The following is an 18,689-nucleotide window of genomic DNA, read 5'->3' on the forward strand; positions in this document are numbered from 1 at the left end:
GTGGCCTCTAGCCCGAAGCCAGCTCGACGTGCTTTAATTGGCTGGGTTGAACTTCCAAGTTAGGGTAGTCCGTGGCGCCCGAGCGAGTGGAAAGGCGACTGGCAGCAGTGCTGGCGGCAGATGTCGCCGGCTACAGTCGCCTGATGGGAGCGGACGAGGAAGGCACGCTCGCGCGGCTCAAGGCGGCCAGAAAGAATCTCATTGATCCAACGATCGCCGCTCATCGAGGCCGCATCGTCAAAACGACCGGCGACGGCATGCTGGTCGAATTCGGCAGCGCCGTCGACGCAGTGCGCAGCTCTGCAGAGGTTCAGAGCAGGATGGCGGAGCTTAACGCATCCGCACCGCAACAGCAGCGGATCGAATTTCGCATCGGCATTCACGTCGGCGACATCATCATCGACAACGACGACATTTTCGGCGACGGCGTCAACATCGCCGCGCGGCTGGAGAACATCGCGGACCCGGGCGGCATATGCCTGTCTGACGACGCCTACCGGCAGATCCGGAGCAAGGTCGATGCAGCCTTCGAAGACATGGGCCAACAGAATCTGAAAAACATCACTGAGCCGATCCGCGCCTGGCGAATGAAGATCGGCGCCAGAACTTCACCTGAGCGCCATCCGGCTCCTGCCGAATCGCATCACATGCGCCCGTTTTCGGGAAAGCCCTCCATCGCGGTGCTGCCGTTCCAGAACATGAGCGGCGACAACGAGCAGGAGTATTTCGCGGACGGGATCGCGGAAGACGTCCTTACGACCCTGTCGAAGATTCAGGAACTGATGGTGATAGCTCGCAACTCGAGCTTCGCGTTCAAGGGACAGAACCGGGACATTCGCGAAATCGGGCAGATCCTGGGTGCTCGTTATCTGCTGGAGGGGAGCGTTCGAAAGATCGGCAATCGCATCCGGTTGACGGCGCAGTTGATTGATGGTCGAGACGGCGGTCATCTCTGGGCGGATCGCTTTGACGGAGACCTGGACGACGTGTTCGATCTCCAGGACCGAATTACGCAAGAGATCGTCGAAGCGCTCGAGGTCCAGTTGACGGTCGGCGAACGCGCAAGGGTGTGGAGAAAGCGCTCGGGCAGTCCGCTGGCTTATGAGTATGTTTTAAAGGGGCGCGCCCTGTACGTTAATTTCGCAAGGCAAACTCACGCACAGGCCCGGAAGCTTTTTGAACAGGCGCTGGAGATCAACGGCTCGTTTATGCCTGCGCTCTACTTGTTGGGTCTGACCCTGACTGACCAGGCGCGCTTCGGTTGGATCAAGGATGAAAATGAAGCGTATCAAGCCGCACTGGGCTGCGCTGATCGGGCTCTCGCCGCCGACCCCAGCTTCGGGGAAGCATACCTGGTGATCGGCTATGTTCGTACCTATCAACGCCGTCATGATGAGGCTGTGGCAGCAGGAGAAACCGCGATCAGCCTCGCTCCCAGCAGCTCTGACGCCCATCACATGGCGGGCATGTACCACGGCTACGCCGGCAATTTCCGAAAAGCCGTCCTCTACGAGGAACACGCCCAACGGCTCAGTCCGATTGAGCGCAACGAATCCATGGTGGACGAAGCGCGCGCAAGATTTCATCTCGGAGATTTCGCGGCGGCGCACGATATAGCCTCCCGCGTTCTGAGGCAGCGGCCGTTCTGGCTGACCGCGCAGTCGACACTCATAGCGGCGCTTTGGAATCTCGGCCGGCAAGATGAAGCGCGCATGATCTCAAGCGACTTGCTGGCGGGCCACCCCAATTTCAGCCTGGCCCGCTGGGCCAGGCTGCTTCCGTATCGCCGACAAGGCGACCTGGATGCATTGGTCAACCCGCTACGCATGGCGGGGCTCCCGGAGTGAAGACCTGTCATCTTACAATGCCGGCGCGACGCCACACGCCAGACACCTGCGCGGCCGCGACTGCTTATTCGATTGCTCGTTCGGCTTCTTGCGCATCTCCGCGGATGAGACACCGCAGGATCGGCATATTCCGATTGGACCGGCTTTGCTGATTGCCCGGCCGGTTCGAAGCGCGATCAGGCAAACCCGATCAATTCGGCTGGCGCCGCCAGATGAACACCAGATAGAGCAGGAGAGGCAGGCCGAGCCCGGCCCACGAGACCGCATCCCACCAGCCGTCGCCAACCAGCGCGCTGATCAATCCGACCGTGCTCACGATCGCGATGACGAGCGGGGCAGCGAAGATCTGGGTCAATGAACGATGCGAGACCATGCTGACGTCACGACGATAATGCGGGGTTGTCGAGGGAGTCGGCGTTGGCGATCGCGCGTTCCTGGCTCACGCCCGCCTTGCGGCGACGCATCCACAGATACACGCCGGTCACGAGGATGAAGATGGTCAGGATGTCGAGCAGCGCCCAGACGATCTTGAGCGGCATGCCGCCATAGTCGCCGAAATGCTGCGGCTGCGAGACGAACAGGGTCGTCACATACCAGGGCATGTCCCTTGTGTCGGTCAGCTTGCCGGTTTCCGCATCGATCAGCGCCGGCTTCAGCAGCCGCGAGGTCAGCGGCGTATCGCCGTGCAGGAACACCGCGTAGTGGCTCTTGCTGCTGAACAGGGTTCCCGGGAAGGCGACGAAGCTCGGCGTCATGCCGGGCACCGCATGGGTGGCCACTTCGACCGCCGCATTCAGCGAGGTCAGCTTCGACGGCACCGGCCGGTCCTTGTACTGCGCGGTCATTTCGGCGAGCTGGCCGAACTGCCACATCTTGAGCACGAGGTCGGCCCAGGTGTTGATGACCCCGGTGAAGCCGACGACCAGCGTCCAGGCGACGAGCAGGATGCCCGCGAGATTATGGACGTCGAGCCAGCGCACGACGCGGGTCCGCTGCGCGCGATAGGCGCCGAAACGCAGTTTCCGCATCGACGGCGCGTAGACCACGATGCCGGAGATGATCGCGACGCAGAACAGGATCCCCATCAATCCGAGGAACAGCTTGCCGGGCAGCCCGGCGAACATGTCGGTGTGCAGCTTCAACATGATGTAGGTGAAGCGGCCTGTCACATCGGGCGCATCGAGATAGGCGCCGGTATGGGTGTCCATCCGGATCAGCAAATTGTTGGTCGGATCGGCATCGATGGTCGGGCCGACGCTGACGAACATCGCGCTCGGATCGTCGCGATCCCAGATCAGGAAGTGAGGCACCTTTCCGGGCGCCTGCGCCAGCGCGTTGCCGAGCAGACGGTCCAGATTGGCCGGCGGCGTGCCTGGCGGCACGTCGGCCGGCTTGACCTGGCTGTGCAGGAGATCGTCGATCTGCTCGTGGAAGATCAGCGGCAGGCCGGTGATGCAGAGCAGCAGCATGAACAACGTGCAGATGAGGCTGGTCCATTTATGGACAGCGCCCCATCGCCGCAAGGATCTGGTCGTCGCAGTCAATTTCGTTACCTAAAGCGCGATGAGATCAGGTTGGATCGTCATCGACCTTAGCCTCCTGTTGAAGCATGATCTTTTCGGAAAACCGCTTCGCACTTTTCGGGATCATGCTTTAGTTCCAGGTGTACTTCATCGTGCCCAGTACCGTGCGGCCATTGCCGAGGCCGCAATAGGGAAGCCCGGTCAGGCAGGATGCAACGTAGAAGTGGTCGGTCAGGTTGGTCACGTTGACCTGTGCCTTCCAGCCCTTCAGGTCCGGCCGCAGATAAGCGAAATCGTAGCTGACCGACGCATCGAGCAAGGCATAGGAGGGAATGACAAAGGTATTGAAGTTGTCGCCGTAGGTCTCGCCGACATAGCGCACGCCGAGGCCGAGCCCAAGGCCCGCGAGCGCGCCGTCATACCAGCTATACTCGCCCCAGACCGCGACCTGGTCCTGCGCCGTGTTCATCATGTACTTGCCGGCATAGCCGGCAATGCTCGTCGTCACCCGCGGGTCGAGATGGGTGTATCCCGCCGTGATCTCGAGCTCGCGCGTGAGATTGCCCTTCAGCTCGAGCTCGAGGCCGCGGACGCGCACGGCATCGGTCTGCACGTTGAACAGCGGGTTTAACGGATCGGCCGTCAGTACGTCCTGCTGACGGATATCGAACGCCGCGGCCGTCACCATGAAGTTCGAGCCGTTCGGCTTGAACTTGACGCCGACTTCCGCGCCCTCGCCCGTCGTCGGCCTGAACGACCGGCCGGCGCTGTCGGCGCCGAGGTTGGGCGTGAACGAGGTCCCGTAGCTGACATAGGGCGCGAGGCCGATATCGAACAGGTAGCTCAGGCCGATGCGCCCGGTTTGCGCCGAGTCATCGCGCGAATAGTGGCCGGCCGGCGGATAGAACGCCATGCTGGTGAAGCCGGAGCTGACCCAGTCCTGGCGGCCGCTCATGGTCAGCGTCCAGCGATCGAGCTTGATCTGATCCTGCAGATAGGCGCCGAGCTGCGACTGCCTGTCGTCGCGCAGAATGAAAGGCGCCAGCGAGCTGGCTAACGGAACGGCGGTGCCGTAGACCGGGCCATAGGCATCGATCGGCGCAATCGGCGTCGTGCGATAGTCCGTGTTCGCCCACAGATCGAAGTAGTCGACGCCGGCCAGCACCTTGTGGACCAGCGGCCCGGTGGCGAAATCCGCCTGCAGCTGATTGTCGAGCGCGACATTGGCGGCGTTGGCCTTGACGTAGTTGTAGGTGCGCGCGACCAGACGATCCGTCACCATGCCCTCGGTCCGCACCGATGCGAGGTCGTTGCTGGCCTGGGTGTAGCGGAGGTTTTGCCGAAACTGGAAGATGTTGTCGAAGCGATGCTCGAACGCGTAGCCGACCGCGAACTGCTCGAGATGATAGCCATCCAGCCCGGGCTCGCCGAGGTAACGGCTGTAAGGAATATGTCCGTTGGGGTTGGGCAGGAAGGACACCTGTCCCGGGACGTATTGCTGGTAACCCTTGTTGTCGACCTTCTGGTACTGCGAGAGCACGGTGAAGCTGGTGTCGTAGGTCGGGCGCCAGGTGAAGCTCGGCGCGATGAACAGCTTGTTGTCCTGAACGAAGTCGGTCTGGCTGTTGCTGTCGCGGCCAAGGCCGACGATGCGGTAAAGCACCCGGCCGTCCTTGTCGGCCGGGCCACCGATGTCGAAGGCGCCTTGGAAGCGATCGAACGAGCCGAAGCTGCCCTCGATCTCGTAATGCGGCGTCTCGGTGGGCCGCTTGCTGACCAGGTTCAACAGGCCGCCCGGATCGGACTGTCCGTACAGGCCGGATGATGGCCCCTTCAGGACCTCGATGCGCTCGAGACCATAGGTCTCGATGCGCGGGACCGCGAAGGTCGTGGTGTCGGTCGGCAGCCGCAGCCCGTCGAGATAACGCGGCGCGGTGAAGCCCCGCAGCTTGAACTCGTCGAAGAACGCGTTGGCACCAAAACTCTCGATCGTCACGCCGGGCGTGTAGCGCAGCGCTTCGGTGATGTTCTGCGCACCCTGCGCCTGGATCTGATCCTGGGTGACGATCGAGATCGACTGCGGCGTCGTCAGCACCGGGCTGTCGGTCTTGGTTGCGGTGACGCTCTGGCTGGCGAGATAGCCGGTGACCGGCCCGTTGCCGCGCTCTCCGCCGCCACCCGCCCCCGGTGCTGGAACGTTCTGCGCGGGCGCCCGGTTCGCGATCAATCGCGGCGTCGTACGTGCAGGACGCGCCGCGCGTCGCGCCGGCTGCGTCCGCCGCGCCTGCTGCTGTTGTTTCGGCGCCTCGACCGTCACCGGCGGCAGCGCCGATTGCGCAACGCTTTCACGCGGCATCACCACACTCAGCACGAACAAACCACTGCCGGCCATGTACCCGGCCGCCAGCGCAGTGCGACGAAACATCCGACCCCCGTCAACTCACATCGCCTTCATCCTGGCCGTCACTAACACGATGAAAGACGTACGCAGCCGATCGGTGATTAGAACACGTCCAGTGTTGGGCTTATCGCCGATGGTGTTGCGTGCTCGCAACGTGAACGCAGCGAAACTGCGTCAATGCGCCTCAGATTTTTCGAGCGCTTCTAAGAGTCTGACTCATAAATCACCCAACCTTAGCTGCAGCCGCGAGTCTGCGGGTCAGGAGCCTGATGTGTGCAATCAGCAGCCAGGCAGCTTCGGTTGCCACCGTCGCCTCGAAGTCCTTGGCGAGGCGGCGGCATCTGCCGAACCAAGCGAATGTGCGTTCAACCACCCACCGCCTCGGCAGAAGCTGGAAGCCTTTGACGCCTTGAGGCCGCTCGACGATCTCGACAGTCCATGGACCGCAGTCTGAGAGCGCGTCGAGGAGTTGATTTCCGCGGTAGATCCGGTCGGCAAAGACGTGGCGCAGCCGGGGGAAGTTCATCCGCACGTTCTTCAGCAGCGGTACGGCGCCATGGCAGTCCTGAACGTTGGCCGGATGAACATGAACCCCAAGGAGGAGGCCATTGGTATCCGTCACGATATGCCGCTTGCGGCCGTAGATGCGCTTGCCTGCATCGTAGCCGCGCGGTCCGCCAGCTTGCGTGGTTGGCGCACTTTGACTGTCGATCACGGCTGCCGTCGGCTTCGGTGTCCGTCCAAGCTTTTTTCGCGCCCGTCGGACAAGCACGCTGACAATCCTCTGCCACCGGCCTGTATCCCGCCATCTATAAAAATAGCCCTGCACCGTCGAATAGGGCGGGAACTCCTGCGGCAACGCCCGCCACTGGCAGCCGGTCGAAACGATATAGAGGATCGCTTCGATCACACGACGCAGCTCCGTCTTACGCGGCCGGCCGCGCCGGTTCGCTCGCGGCAACAGGCGTCTGATCACCGCCCACTCCGCATCGGTCATATCGCTTGCATAACGCAGATCGTCCCGCCGATATTGCTCCCGAGTGATCTTGGTCCAGGGCATCGTGCTCTCCCTCGAATCTTTGCAAATCCGATGGAATCACACCCCACTGAGATCACTCACCCATTTTTCAGTCAGGCTCTAAGGACGATTCTAAACTGCGTTTCGCTCCGCGATACTTCGAGTCAGTTCCGCGCACAGCGATCGAACGACGCCGTGCGCGGAAGCGATGATCGCAGTTGCGGTGCTCTCGCCGAGCTCAGCGTCAGACTTCGGTGACGTGCTCCGGATCGGCCGATGCCAGCGCCGCGGCACGCTCGGCGCGCGGCGGATAGATCCAGACGGTGTTGATCTCCCGCTTGGTCTTCTTGGCCACATCGCCGACCATCTCGACCTTGCGCTCCCAGCCGCGGGTGAACAGCGCACCGGCCTCGCCGAGGTCGAGGCAGGTGACATAGGCCTTCTGGTGATACGGCCTGGTCGGGACACCGAGCAGCTCGGCCGCGGCGTTGTTGCCGGCAAAGGCGCCCATCCGCGTCGCGTGCTGGCACGACATCAGCGCGTAATTGCCGACATCGTCGCATGCGGCACGCGCCGCATCGCCGGTGGCGAACACACCCGCGACCGACGGTACGCGCAGATCGCGATCGACCAGCAGCCGGCCGAAATTGTCGCGCTCCGCCGGGATCTGCGTGGTCAGCGGCGCGGCGCGAATGCCCGCCGCCCAGACCACGGTCGCGGCCTCGATATGCTCGCCGCTGGAGAGCGTGACGCCGGACTTGCTGACCTCGGCGACGCCGGCGCCGAAGCGGCCTTCGACGCCGAGCTTGCGCATCGCGTCCTCGATGATCGGGCGCGGGCCCTCGCCCATGTCGGGCGCGATCGCCACGTTGCGATCGACGATCACGACGCGCGGCTTGGCGTCGCTGCCGAGAATGTCCCGGAGCCGCGCCGGCATCTCGGTCGCCGCCTCGATGCCGGTGAAGCCGCCGCCGGCAACGACCACGGTGTCGCGTGCCACTGATGCCGGCTGCCTGGCGAGGTCGTGCAGATGGCGATCGAGCGCGATCGCATCCGCAAGATTGTCGACGCTGAAGCCATGCTCGGCGAGACCGGGTACGTTCGGACGGAACAGCCGGCTGCCGGTCGCCACCACAAGGCGATCATAAGGCAGCGTCTTGCGCGCGTCCTTGGCGGTGACGATCTGCACGGTGCGGGCCTTGGTGTCGACGGCTTCGGCGCTGCCCTGCACATAGACGACGTCGATCGCGTTGAAGACGTCGAGCAGCGGCGCGGTCAGTGTCTCCGGCTTCGGCTCGTAGAGCCGCGGGCGCACCACCAGGGTCGGCTCCGGCGCGACCAGCGCGATCTCGAGCTCCTCGGGCGAAACGCCCTTGATGTCGCGCAGGCGGGCTGCGGAGAGCGCGGCGTACATGCCGGCAAAGCCGGCGCCGATGATGACAATTCGCATGGGTATCTCCTCTGGGTTGGCAGTCTCTGATGTCCGCGCGTTGCCGCCGCTGCCTGCCGCTTGCGGCGAAGCCTGTCGCGATCGGCGACGCGAAGAGGTGAAACGAAAAGCGAGCGCCTATTGCCGGGCGGCGCAGCTCGACAGGAACGGCGTGCGCGCCCCGGGCATGCAGGCTGCGCGGCAGCCTCTCGCGCCCGACAGCGCTCCATGCTGAAGGCCGATCGGCAGCGCGGCCCCCGGGAGCCAGCCCCGGTAGAGCGCCTGGGCGGCGTCGCTGATCATCACCGACGTCATGGCATCGGCGCCCTGAACGGCCTGCGCCGGCGCATCGGCATCCTCGCCGGTTGCCGACGTGAAGCGCACGGTGAGCGTAAGCCCGTACATCAGTGCAGTCGCGAGGACCCGGCGTCGCCGTGTCACTGCAAGGGAGCTACCGAAATCCTTCCAGGCCATCGCTTGTCTCCGTTGTTGGCGTCGGCGCCACGGTGATCTAGCGAATTGGCCTTATGAGTGCCCCAGAGCGATTGCCCGACCTGAAGAGCGATTGCGGCTACCGCAGGCGCCGCCGCCAATCGCTCGGGGTTTTCGCCGGTCAGCTTCCTGAACGCGGCCGCGAACGCGGTCTGCGAACTGTTAGCCGAGCGCCGCCGCGATCGAGACCACGGATGCGTCGGTGTCGCGCAGCATGTTCATGGCCTGCTCGAGCCGGTGCTGGCGCAGCCAGGCATGCGGCGAGAGCCCGGTGCTTTCCTTGAAGGCGCGGCAGAAGTGAAAGCGCGACAGGCCGGCATCCGTCGCCAGCGCCGCGAAGCGCAACCGCTCGATGGCGCGGCGCAGCGCGGTCGGCGCCAGACCGCCCACGGTCGCCTGCACCGTAGCAGGCACGCCGGCATGCGCCGACAGCAGGCGCGTGGCCAAGAGATCCGTCAGTTGCTGCCGGAACAGCGCATCCAGCGCCGCGCTGCCATCGAGCGCATCAGCGGCGCTCAGCAGCAACCGCGATGTAATTGGATCGGGATGCCCGGTGCGCTCCAGCAGATCGCCGGGAGCGGCGGTGTCGGCCTCGCCGGCGACGCGCGCCAGCGTCGCATGCGGAAGATAGAGCTGAACGACGTGCACCGACTGGTGGATATCCCAGCGCGAGCTCGAGCCGGCCGGAATGATCGTCACGACCCCGGACCGCGCCGTTCCGATCGAAGCCACCCTGCCGGTCCGCCGCTCCAGCCGCTGCGAGCCGGCGGGATAGCTCATGACGACATGGTCGACCATCGGCCTGACCACGTCGTGCAGGGCGTCATGCTTCCAATAGGCGATCGCGCCGCTCGACGGGTCGGCCGCCATGCGAAGCGGCTGCGTCTTGAGCACGCGGGCCATCTCCTGGCCGGCCGGGCAGCGCGGACCGGCCGGTGCCTCGGCCGGCCGCGCTTCGGATGCGGCGGGCGAATCCCGCAAAGGATCGTGCAGGATCGGCTTACTCATCACCTGTGCTCGCGTTTGAAGGCTCATGCGCTCCCTCCTTGCGGGCCGGTCTGTCGGACCCATGAGGCGCGGAACTGCCCGCCGGACCTAAGCGCCGCGCAGTTCGAATGTCTTTCCTGAAACGGCCATGCTTTGCCCAATTCTGCGCCAAGCGCGCGGCTGCGACATTTCTGCGTCCGGCACGGTCGATTGGACCAAAGCAGTTGAATTCATTCCGGAATCGCATTGCGCTGAACGACCGGCAGCATCGTTCATGATCGCCTGAGACAATTGGACTGCGCCGCAGCAATCCCGGATAATGAGTGACGGCTTCGCAGGCTGACTGACAAGTCCCTGCCCGGCCGCACATCAATGATGGACTCAACACGCATGGCACAGGCGGGCGCCTACGGGCAGCGGCTCGGGCAATTCCTACGCCTGAGGGATACGCCGCCGGCGCTGATCACGCGCACGCTGCGCAGCGCCGAACTCGCGGTCACCGAAACCCGGGACGACAACCCGGTGCCCGGGCTGTCCGGATCGCTCACCGCCGAGGATGCCTTTCTGGTCAGCCTGAAGCTGCACGATTATCCGGACTGCGAATTGTGGGAGGGCGGCAAGTGCCTCATGAAGCGGGACATCCCGGCGGGCGCGACCTATCTCTACGATCTCAAACGCGATCCGCGCTACGTGATCGACAAGCCGTTCCACTCGCTGTTCTTCTATCTGCCGCGCTCGGCGCTCACTGACTTCGCCGAACAGACCGGCTCGCCGCGCATCGGCGAACTGGCCTGCGAAATCGGCACCGGTCACGACGACGGCGTCATTCGTCATGTCGGGGCGCTGCTGCGCGAGGGATTGCACCGGCCGGACGAAACCAACCAGCTGTTCATCGATCACATGATGCTGGCGCTGACCGCGCACGTCACCCGGACCTATGACGGAATACAACATCCGACCGGACCGACCCGCCTCGCCGCCTGGCAGATCAACCGCGCCTGCGAAAAGCTCGAATCCGACCTCAGCGGGAAGATTTCGCTGAAGCGGATTGCGGCCGAGCTCGATCTGTCGGTCGGCCATTTTTCGCGCGCCTTCCGCATCTCCACCGGCCTGCCACCGCACCAATGGCTGCTTCAGCAGCGCCTGAACGTGGCCAAGCAGCTGATGGCGGCGCGCGACCTGTCGCTGTCCGAGATCGCGATTTCGGCCGGCTTTGCCAATCAAAGCCACTTCACGCGGGTGTTTTCCACCGTGGTCGGCGTCAGCCCGGCGGCGTGGCGGCGCGAGATGTACCGCCCGGCGAGAAGCGAGAGCTGAACAGCGCCGCGCTCAACCGGCGGGCGCAGCTTGAACGGCGTGCTTCGCATGCCATTTGGGACCCGGTCCGCGCATGTAGTGCAGCTCGGGCCGGTAGGGATCGCGAATTCGCGCGATCAGATTCTGCAAGCCCGCCGTAATCGCGTTCCAGCTGTCGTGCAAAGAGAGCAATGATGCGTGCGGTGACAGCATGGCGCCCTCTCAGTGCGGCTTGCCGAGCACGGATGCGAAGGACAGGATCACGATCTCCTCGCCGGACTCGTCGCTGACATGCACGACCCAGTCGCGCCAGTCTTCCAGGCTGACCGTTGCGACCAGCGATCGCATCATGCACGTCGCCGCCTCGCAGGCCTCCGAGAGGCTTGTCACCGAGGTGCCGCGGCGATCCATCAGCACCCCGTGCGTGGTCGAGCAATGGAAAAAGACCTGGGTCATGTGCGTATCCTCGCAAGCTCCGGACCAGAAGGTCATCTTTGGAGCTCCACGTTTCTTCGACGCGACCATTCGCAAGGCGGTTCACATGGGCGCCGGCCGCGCGGCGGCCTCGCGGAATGGTGATCAAGCCCCAGCACCGCCTCCTCACCAAATCGCGATTTGACAGTTTTTCTATATTTGTCAAAATCGTCAAATGGGACCGAAAACCCGCATTCTCGATGCCACCATGCTGGTGTTCCGCCGGCACGGCTTTCGGCGCTCCTCGATCGAGCAGGTCGCCGAGGCGGCCGGCCTGACGCGGCAGGCGCTCTATCACCACTTCGAATCCAAGGAAACGCTGTTCCGCGCCGTGATCGAGCGCGTGCATGAGAGCGCGATCGCAGCCGAGGACACCGCCATTGCCGAGGCGGAGGCGGCGGGCAGCGATCTCGGCGACATCCTCGCTACGGGCATGACCGCGCGGATGTCGACCATGATCGGGTCGCTGGACGGCTCGCCGCATCTCGAGGAACTGTATTCCGAGCACCTCGTGCATGCGCGCGACCTCTTCCAGACCTACGCTGCGCGCTATGCTGAGCGCATGGTCGCGACGGTCGCGCGGGTCGTGCGCAAGCAGCAGCTTGCACTGCCGCAGGACCTGACGCCGGCCGAGTTCGCGCGGCTGGTCGAAATGTCGATTCACGCAGCGAAGTCGCAGTATCCGGCGATGCAGCCGGCGGAAGCGTTCCTGAAGGACATGGCGATCATCGTGCGGACGCTCTGCGCCGGCGCCGAGCCGAAATTCAAGTCCAAATCCTTGCCGAAACCGCAGAAGCCGTACGTCAAGAGGGCGGCAATCCCCAAGAGGCCGACACGCAGGACAACTGGAGGACATCCATGAGCACGACGACCGTCAATGGCCGCGTCGAATCCCTGCCCGATGATCCCGATGCGCTCTTGATCGACATCGTGCGCGACCAGCTCAAGCTCACCGGCACCAAGCTCGTCTGCGGCGCCGGCGTCTGCGGCGCCTGCACCGTGCTGGTCGACGGCGCGCCGGTCGCAAGCTGCCTGATGCCGGCACACGCCGCCGCCGGCAAATCGGTGACGACGGTGGAAGCCATCGGCGCGTCCGGGCTGCATCCGGTGCAGAAGGCGTTCATGGCGCATGACGCCCTGCAATGCGGCTTCTGCACGCCCGGCTTCATCGTGGAAGCGACCGCGTTCTGCGACCATTGGCGCGCGACCAGGGGAACGGCGGTGCCGTCGCGCGAGGAGATCGGCGCGGCGCTGTCCGGCCATCTCTGCCGCTGCGGCGCCTATGACGGGATCTACCGCGCGGTGGCGGATGCCTGTGCCGGCCGCTTCGACGGCGATCACGTCACGGCGCCCCGCATCGAGGCGCGCGACAAGGTGACGGGCGCGGCGAAATACACCGTCGACATCCATCATGACGGCCAGCTCGAAGGCCTGATCCTGCGCTCGCGCGAGGCGCATGCACGCATCGCCACGCTCGATCTGGCGCCGGCACGCGCGCTCCCCGGCGTTAGTGCGGTGTCGCTGCTCGGCGACGACCACATCGTGCGCTATGTCGGCGAGCCGATTGCGGCGGTTGCAGCTCCGGACCGCAAGACGGCGCTGGCCGCGCTCGCCGCGATCAAGCTGACCAGCGAGCGCCTGCCCGCGGTGGTCGGGCTCGACGCCGGACGCAAGGATGATGCGCCCGTGGTGTTCGACAAGGCGAGCCGCAAGCGGGCCGGCAACGTCTCGGAGGCGGCCGGCGGGCCGGCGCCCTGGAAGCAGAACATCCGCGGGCCGACCGCTGTTTTCTCGACCCGCGCCAAGAAGGCCCGCAACTGGGTGGACGAGGCGCGCCAGGCCAACAACAAGCTACTCGTCGAAGCCACCTTCCGCACCGCCACGCAGCAGCATGCTTGTCTCGAGCCCCACGCCGCGGTGGCGCGCTTCGACGGCGACCGGCTGACCCTGCACGCCTCGACCCAGCAGGTGTTTCACCTGAAGGAGCAGATCGCAAAACGCTACAAGCTCGATCACGACAAGGTCCGCGTGATCGCGGAGCACGTCGGCGGCGGCTTCGGCTCGAAAGCGAGCCTCGGCACCGAGACGATCGCCGCGATCGAGCTGGCCCGCGCGGCGAAAGCGCCGGTGCGGGTCGCCTATGATCGCCAGGAAGAACTCTCGGTCGCCGGTTATCGGCCGGCCGCGGAGTTGAAGGTCGCGCTGCTACCTTCCGAGCAAGGCGGCCTGAAGGCGCTCTCGGTCACCGCGCATGCCGATACCGGGGCCGCGACCAACTCGACCATCGCGGGACTGGCGCGGCTGATCTATCCGGCCGAGGCGAAGGACCTTTCGGATTTTGACGTCATCAGCAATCTGCCGCCCGGCGCCGCCTTCCGCGGCCCCGGCGGTCCGCCGATGGCATTCGCCGTGGAGCAATCGATCGACGAGGCCGCGCTGCGGCTCAAGGTCGATCCGATCGCCTTGCGCAAACGCTGGGATCCCGATCCCAACCGGCAGCGGCTCTACGATTGGGCATCAGGGCTCGAGATCTGGCGCAACCACAAGCCGGCGCAGAACGGGCGCTATCGCCGCGGCATCGGGGTCGCGACGGGCTACTGGCTCTATCTGTGGCAGCCGAAGGTGAAGGTCGAGGTCGCGGTCAGGGGCGGCCGCATCGTTGCTAGCACGGCGACGCAGGACATCGGCACCGGCACCCGCAGCGTGCTTGCCGACGCGATCGCGCGCGAGTTCGATCTCGAACCCGGTGAGATCGATGTGCGGATCGGCGATTCCTCGCTGCCCGAAGGCCCCGGCTCCGGCGGCAGCCGCGTCACCGCCTCGGTGATGCCGCCGACGCTGCAGGCAGTGCGGAAGCTGAAGGACGCGATGCTCGAACAGGCCACGCGAAAGCCGGCGCCCGGCTCGAACGCGCCCTGGCGCGAGCTGATCGCGCGCTCGCCCGATATCGCAATGGTGGAGACGCGCGGCGAGGACGGCAAGAACACTGCGCCCGGCATCCGCTCGCCGTTGCGCGAAGTCGGCCTGATGGGCATGGTGTTCGGCTGGATGATGCGCCGCTTCTCGAACATCGCCGTCGGCGCCGGCGTGCCGAGCTCGGTGCAGGTGATCGAGGTGGAGGTCGACACCTGGCTCGGCCATGTCCGCGTGCTCAACGTGCACACCGGCATCGCGGTCGGCAAGATCGCAGCGCCCGCGCTGGCGCGCAGCCAGGCCTGCGGCGCGGTGATCCAGGGCCTCGGCTACGCGCTCTACGAGGCGCGCGAGCTTGATCCGACCAGCGGCGACGTCCTGACCGCGGGAATGGAGGATTATCGTATCCCTGGGATCGCCGACACGCCGGAGATCGAGGTCCATTTCGACGAAGCCGGCTTCGACCATGTGCTCGGCAACAGCGTCGGCATCGGCGAGGCGTCGACGGTGCCGACCTCGGCCGCCGTCGCCAACGCGATCCACAACGCGATCGGCGTCCGCCTCACCGAGATTCCGATCCGGCCCGACCGCATCGTCGCCGCGCTGAAGGGGAGGGACGCCGCATGAGTGTCGCGACTGCAGACGTCATCTCCGCGCCCGAATTCCGCGCCGCCGGCACCGATCTGTCGGAGCGCCGCCGCAGCGGCCTGTCGTGCGGCTCGATCATCGATCTCGCCGCCAGTCCCGATACGATCGGCGTTGCGTGGAATGCGGACGGCTCGGCCCGCATCGGCGCCCTGACCACGATCGCTGCGATCGCATCCGATCCGCGGCTCGCCGAGGCTTACCCCGGCATCGCCGCAGCCGCGCAGGGCCTCGCCACGCCGCAGATCCGGCACATGGCGACGCTCGGCGGCAACCTCGCCCAGCGCTCGCGCTGCTGGTATTTCCGCAATCCGCAGATCGCCTGTCTCAAGAAGGGCGGCCCCGACTGCCCGGCGCGATCCGGCAACCACCTCTATCACGTCGCGTTCGATCTCGGCCCATGCGTCGCGCCGCATCCGTCGACGATGGCGATGGCGCTGCTCGCCTATGATGCGAAGGTCACCACCGATCGGCGCAGCGGCTTGTCGATCTCCGAGCTGCTCGGCGACGGCAGCAACGGCGCGGCCGACAATCTGCTTGCACCGGGCGAACGCATCGAGCGGATCGAGCTCCCCGTTCCGCTGGCCGGCGAGCGCGCGCTGTACAAGCGCGCCATCAGCCGGACGCATGCGGAATGGCCGCTGGTCGAGATCTGCGTGCGTGCGGTGATCTCCGGCGGCGCGTTCCAGCAGGTCCACATCGCCGCCGGCGGCATCGCCCCGGTCCCGCTGCGTCTTGCCGCGTCCGCGGCGGCGCTGCAAGGTAAGCAGATTAACGCGGCGACCATCGCGCAAGCCACCGAGCTGGCGATCTCGGGAGCCAGGCCGCTGCCGATGACCGGATACAAGCTCGAGCTGCTGACGGGCCTGGTGCGCGACGTGGTCGAGCGGATCGTGGCGTAGGATCAAGCGCCCATTCGCGGCCTCGAGGCAACGTCGCGTCTAGAATGCATAGATCCAGGAATTCCTACGCCGGAATGCCGGCCTCACACAGCACGGCGACCATGCGTTCGCCCCATTCGACGGTCCTGGTCGGAAAATTCTGCCGCGCGTAGGACGCGCGGAAATCGGGTCGCAGCTTGAGCAGGCGGCCGGCGATGACGCGCGCCTCGTCGAGGCGCCCCGAGCCGACTTCGTTCATGATCAACGCGCTGAGCGTGTGTGCGTCTTCGCCGATCACCAGCGCCTTGGCGGCGGCCGCGCGGCCCTGCTCATACTGACCGAGCATGAAATGCGCGAAACTGATTCCGTTCCACATCGACGCACGCCCGGGATCGATCGGGCTGAGCCGGAGTCTGTGCTCAAAACTTTCGATCGCGCGTGCCGGCTGGACGCACATGAGCGAAATCCAGCCACGATATCCCCATGCCGCAGCATCGTTCGAATTGAGCGAGATCGCCTCTTCGATCATGGTCTCGGCGCGATCGTAGTCGTGGCCGAGATAGGCAAACATGTGAGCCGCGCGCGCCAGCACGAACGGATCGTCGCTGGCCAGCACGCAGGCGAATTCGGCGATCCGCAGCGCCTCCGCCAACTCCTCCGCGCCGGGGGGCGTGCCGCGCGTGGTCTGTTTCAGCAGCGACGAATAGGCCAGCATGACCTGAGCGGCTGCATAGTTCGGATCAAGCCCGCAGGCCTTGTTGAACCACTCGCCGAGTTCAGCGTCGCCCCACTTGGAGCGATCTGCATAGGCCGCAATGCCTCTCAGAAAGAGATCGTAGCTATCGAGACGGTCGGTCGGCTTGGTTCGGGTTCGTTCGATTTCGCTCTGCTGGATCTTCGGAGCTATGATGCTGACGACATTCGCGGTGACCTGGTCCTGCAGGTCGAACACATCCCTCAGTTCGCCGTCGAACCTGTCCGCCCAGAGATGCGTACCGCTGCCGGCCTCGATCAGTTGCGCGGTGATCCGAACGCGCCCACTCGACTTGCGCACTGATCCCTCCAGCACGTATCGCACACCGAGCTCGTGCCCGACCTGCTTGATGTCGACGGACTTCCCCTTGTAGGTGAAGCTTGAATTGCGCGCGATCACAAACAGCGATCTGAAGCGCGACAGCGCGGTAATGATGTCCTCGACGACGCCGTCGGCAAAGTATTCCTGCTCCGGATCACCGCTCATATTCTCGAACGGCAGCACCGCGATGGAGGCCTTCTCGGCAATCGCGGCTGGGGAAGCCGGTGCAGTGAACGCGTGCTTCGCGATCGCGGCCGCTGCGGAGGCGCCGCCGACGCGAACTCTCCATGTCCGAATAGGCTCGGCAATATTCTTCAGGACCTGCGGCCCCATGTCCTCGAAGGTTGCATCGACCTTGCCGCGAATGTGCCGTTGCACGTCATCGGAAATGCAGACGCCACCCGGCTCGGCAATCCCCTCCAGGCGCGCTGCGATGTTGACGCCGTCGCCAAAGATATCGTCGTCATCAAAGATGATGTCGCCGACGTGGATTCCGATTCGGAATTCGAGCCGCTGCTCCGTTGGCACGGCAGCATTCTGATCGGCCATGCGGCGCTGCACTTCGACGGCACTGCGCACCGCGTCGACGGCGCTGGCGAATTCAACGAGGATTCCGTCGCCGGTCGTCTTGACGACGCGGCCGCGATGTGCCGCCAGCGCTGGATCCAGCAACGCTCGCCTGACCGACTTCAGCTTGGCCAGAGTGCCTTCCTCGTCGATTCCCATCAGCCGGCTGTAGCCGGCGATATCGGCCGCCAGAACCGCTGCCAGACGCCGATCCATGCTATCGGTGGTCAAAGACATGCCCCCGGACGAGGGGTTAATTTTCGTCGCCGATCAAAGCACGGCTGACGGCCTCCGGGCTAGAGCAAACGTCTGCGCTGCTTGCCCAGGCTGGAAATCGGCGGCATTGTCAACGACGACCTTGAGGCTATCGCCCAGCGGGTCTATCGCGCCCGGGTCAGCGCCAGCCAGATGCCGCCGCCGATCATGAAGCCGCCCGAGATGCGCGACATCAGCCGGGTCCGCTCCTTGGAGAAGAATTTGCGGGCGCGGCCGGCCGCCAAGGCGTAGGCGGCGTCGGTCAGCACGGCGGTCGCCATGAAGGTGAGGCCGAGCAGCGCCACCTGCGGAACGTGCGGCTTGTCCATATCCATGAACTGCGGGATGAAGGCGCCGAAGAACACCAGCACCTTCGGGTTCGAGAGCAGCACCAGAAAGCCTTGCAGGAAGAAGCCGCCGCGCGGCGGCGGCGGCGTGTCGTCGGTGCTGACGCCCTCGACCGGAGAGCGGATCAGCTTGAAGCCGAGCCAGACCAGATAGGCGGCGCCGGCAAAGCGCACCCAGTCGAACCAGTAGCCCATCGTCGCCATCAGCGAGGTCAGCCCGACCGCGACGGTGCCGATCACGATCGCAAGCCCCACCTGCGCGCCCAGCACGTTGGTGAGCGCGGCGCGCGTGCCGTAGCGCAGCCCGTTGGCGATCACCATCGTGACGATCGGACCGGGCAGCAGTGCCAGCGCGATGCAGGCGGCGACGAAGGCGAAATAGGCTTGCAGGGACATGGGAGAGCTCGTTTGTTTCTTATCGTCATTATGCACGCAAGAGCCGAACATGGAAGCGGCCCGCCGCCTCTCCCCGTTCTTCGCGGGGTCGAGACGGGCGAAGCTCGCTCTTAGAGGGTTGGGGTGAGGGGCTCTCTCCGCCA

General features: G+C 65.1%; 15 protein-coding genes and 1 pseudogene. 5 read left to right on the forward strand and 11 right to left on the reverse strand.

From position 1 onward, the window contains the following. Positions 1-107 precede the first annotated feature (107 nt). A complete protein-coding gene (locus J2R76_RS20840) occupies positions 108-1,847 on the forward strand; it encodes an adenylate/guanylate cyclase domain-containing protein (RefSeq protein WP_253624854.1) in 1,740 nt (579 codons plus the stop codon). 190 nt (positions 1,848-2,037) lie between these two features. Here the strand turns inward: J2R76_RS20840 and J2R76_RS20845 are convergent, their stop codons facing one another. The 7 genes and pseudogenes from J2R76_RS20845 to J2R76_RS20875 all read right to left on the reverse strand — a co-directional run bounded on the left by J2R76_RS20845 (position 2,038) and on the right by J2R76_RS20875 (position 9,718). Beyond that, positions 2,038-2,220: a hypothetical protein gene (locus J2R76_RS20845; protein ID WP_057018065.1), complete on the reverse strand. Its 183-nt coding sequence runs from the start codon at positions 2,218-2,220 to the stop codon at positions 2,038-2,040. A gap of 7 nt (positions 2,221-2,227) precedes the next feature. Then, positions 2,228-3,370, reverse strand: coding sequence for a PepSY domain-containing protein (locus J2R76_RS20850; protein ID WP_256521231.1), 1,143 nt, complete (start codon positions 3,368-3,370; stop codon positions 2,228-2,230). 130 nt (positions 3,371-3,500) lie between these two features. Continuing rightward, positions 3,501-5,762: a TonB-dependent siderophore receptor gene (locus J2R76_RS20855; protein WP_375166579.1), complete on the reverse strand. Its 2,262-nt coding sequence runs from the start codon at positions 5,760-5,762 to the stop codon at positions 3,501-3,503. A gap of 232 nt (positions 5,763-5,994) precedes the next feature. After that, entirely contained in the window at positions 5,995-6,831 is an 837-nt protein-coding gene (locus J2R76_RS20860; protein WP_076824982.1) for an IS5 family transposase, read from the reverse strand. Positions 6,832-7,033: 202 nt separating this feature from the next. Then, on the reverse strand, positions 7,034-8,239 hold the full coding sequence (locus tag J2R76_RS20865; RefSeq protein WP_057018068.1) for an NAD(P)/FAD-dependent oxidoreductase: 1,206 nt from the start codon (positions 8,237-8,239) through the stop codon (positions 7,034-7,036). A 117-nt stretch (positions 8,240-8,356) separates the two neighbouring features. Then, entirely contained in the window at positions 8,357-8,692 is a 336-nt protein-coding gene (locus J2R76_RS20870) for a hypothetical protein (RefSeq protein WP_253624858.1), read from the reverse strand. 97 nt (positions 8,693-8,789) lie between these two features. Continuing rightward, a pseudogene (locus J2R76_RS20875) lies at positions 8,790-9,718 on the reverse strand (helix-turn-helix domain-containing protein). Between the two features lie 369 nt (positions 9,719-10,087). On the opposite strand from J2R76_RS20875, the gene J2R76_RS20880 reads away from it, so the two are divergent. Beyond that, positions 10,088-11,014: an AraC family transcriptional regulator gene (locus J2R76_RS20880; RefSeq protein ID WP_253624860.1), complete on the forward strand. Its 927-nt coding sequence runs from the start codon at positions 10,088-10,090 to the stop codon at positions 11,012-11,014. Positions 11,015-11,026: 12 nt separating this feature from the next. On the opposite strand, the gene J2R76_RS20885 is transcribed toward J2R76_RS20880, so the two are convergent. Continuing rightward, on the reverse strand, positions 11,027-11,206 hold the full coding sequence (locus J2R76_RS20885; protein ID WP_076827959.1) for a hypothetical protein: 180 nt from the start codon (positions 11,204-11,206) through the stop codon (positions 11,027-11,029). 9 nt (positions 11,207-11,215) lie between these two features. Then, positions 11,216-11,449, reverse strand: a complete 234-nt coding sequence (locus tag J2R76_RS20890; protein WP_028333132.1) for a DUF6894 family protein — start codon at positions 11,447-11,449, stop codon at positions 11,216-11,218. Between the two features lie 193 nt (positions 11,450-11,642). Here J2R76_RS20890 and J2R76_RS20895 point away from each other — a divergent pair, with 193 nt between their 5' ends. From J2R76_RS20895 to J2R76_RS20905, 3 genes are read left to right on the forward strand one after another with little or no spacing between them, the layout of a single operon-like run. After that, the gene (locus J2R76_RS20895) at positions 11,643-12,329 is read left to right on the forward strand and encodes a TetR/AcrR family transcriptional regulator (RefSeq protein WP_253624861.1); all 687 of its coding nucleotides are present in this window, start codon (positions 11,643-11,645) and stop codon (positions 12,327-12,329) included. Next, a complete protein-coding gene (locus J2R76_RS20900) occupies positions 12,326-15,007 on the forward strand; it encodes a molybdopterin-dependent oxidoreductase (RefSeq protein ID WP_253624863.1) in 2,682 nt (893 codons plus the stop codon). Before J2R76_RS20895 ends, J2R76_RS20900 begins: the two co-directional genes overlap by 4 nt. Then, the gene (locus J2R76_RS20905; protein ID WP_057018074.1) at positions 15,004-15,927 is read left to right on the forward strand and encodes a xanthine dehydrogenase family protein subunit M; all 924 of its coding nucleotides are present in this window, start codon (positions 15,004-15,006) and stop codon (positions 15,925-15,927) included. The genes J2R76_RS20900 and J2R76_RS20905 overlap by 4 nt, the downstream gene beginning before the upstream one ends. 64 nt (positions 15,928-15,991) lie before the next feature. Here J2R76_RS20905 and J2R76_RS20910 read toward each other — a convergent pair whose 3' ends face one another. Together J2R76_RS20910 and J2R76_RS20915 are read right to left on the reverse strand one after the other, a co-directional pair. Then, positions 15,992-17,764: an adenylate/guanylate cyclase domain-containing protein gene (locus J2R76_RS20910; protein ID WP_253624864.1), complete on the reverse strand. Its 1,773-nt coding sequence runs from the start codon at positions 17,762-17,764 to the stop codon at positions 15,992-15,994. A 164-nt stretch (positions 17,765-17,928) separates the two neighbouring features. Further along, the gene (locus tag J2R76_RS20915) at positions 17,929-18,546 is read right to left on the reverse strand and encodes a LysE family translocator (protein WP_028333127.1); all 618 of its coding nucleotides are present in this window, start codon (positions 18,544-18,546) and stop codon (positions 17,929-17,931) included. Positions 18,547-18,689 lie beyond the last annotated feature (143 nt).

Origin of the sequence: Bradyrhizobium sp. USDA 4532, from assembly GCF_024171315.1 — a bacterium.
In the GTDB taxonomy this organism is placed as follows: Bacteria; Pseudomonadota; Alphaproteobacteria; order Rhizobiales; family Xanthobacteraceae; genus Bradyrhizobium; species Bradyrhizobium australafricanum.

Bases quoted from the DNA above. Each gene is read 5' to 3' on its own strand.
- J2R76_RS20900 (WP_253624863.1), top strand. From the start codon at position 12,326: ATGAGCACGACGACCGTCAATGGCCGCGTCGAATCCCTGCCCGATGAT.
- J2R76_RS20865 (WP_057018068.1), bottom strand. From the start codon at position 8,239: ATGCGAATTGTCATCATCGGCGCCGGCTTTGCCGGCATGTACGCCGCG.
- J2R76_RS20895 (WP_253624861.1), top strand. From the start codon at position 11,643: ATGGGACCGAAAACCCGCATTCTCGATGCCACCATGCTGGTGTTCCGC.
- J2R76_RS20855 (WP_375166579.1), bottom strand. From the start codon at position 5,762: ATGGCCGGCAGTGGTTTGTTCGTGCTGAGTGTGGTGATGCCGCGTGAA.
- J2R76_RS20870 (WP_253624858.1), bottom strand. From the start codon at position 8,692: ATGGCCTGGAAGGATTTCGGTAGCTCCCTTGCAGTGACACGGCGACGC.
- J2R76_RS20915 (WP_028333127.1), bottom strand. From the start codon at position 18,546: ATGTCCCTGCAAGCCTATTTCGCCTTCGTCGCCGCCTGCATCGCGCTG.
- J2R76_RS20885 (WP_076827959.1), bottom strand. From the start codon at position 11,206: ATGCTGTCACCGCACGCATCATTGCTCTCTTTGCACGACAGCTGGAAC.
- J2R76_RS20910 (WP_253624864.1), bottom strand. From the start codon at position 17,764: ATGGATCGGCGTCTGGCAGCGGTTCTGGCGGCCGATATCGCCGGCTAC.
- J2R76_RS20845 (WP_057018065.1), bottom strand. From the start codon at position 2,220: ATGGTCTCGCATCGTTCATTGACCCAGATCTTCGCTGCCCCGCTCGTC.
- J2R76_RS20905 (WP_057018074.1), top strand. From the start codon at position 15,004: ATGAGTGTCGCGACTGCAGACGTCATCTCCGCGCCCGAATTCCGCGCC.
- J2R76_RS20880 (WP_253624860.1), top strand. From the start codon at position 10,088: ATGGCACAGGCGGGCGCCTACGGGCAGCGGCTCGGGCAATTCCTACGC.
- J2R76_RS20860 (WP_076824982.1), bottom strand. From the start codon at position 6,831: ATGCCCTGGACCAAGATCACTCGGGAGCAATATCGGCGGGACGATCTG.
- J2R76_RS20890 (WP_028333132.1), bottom strand. From the start codon at position 11,449: ATGACCCAGGTCTTTTTCCATTGCTCGACCACGCACGGGGTGCTGATG.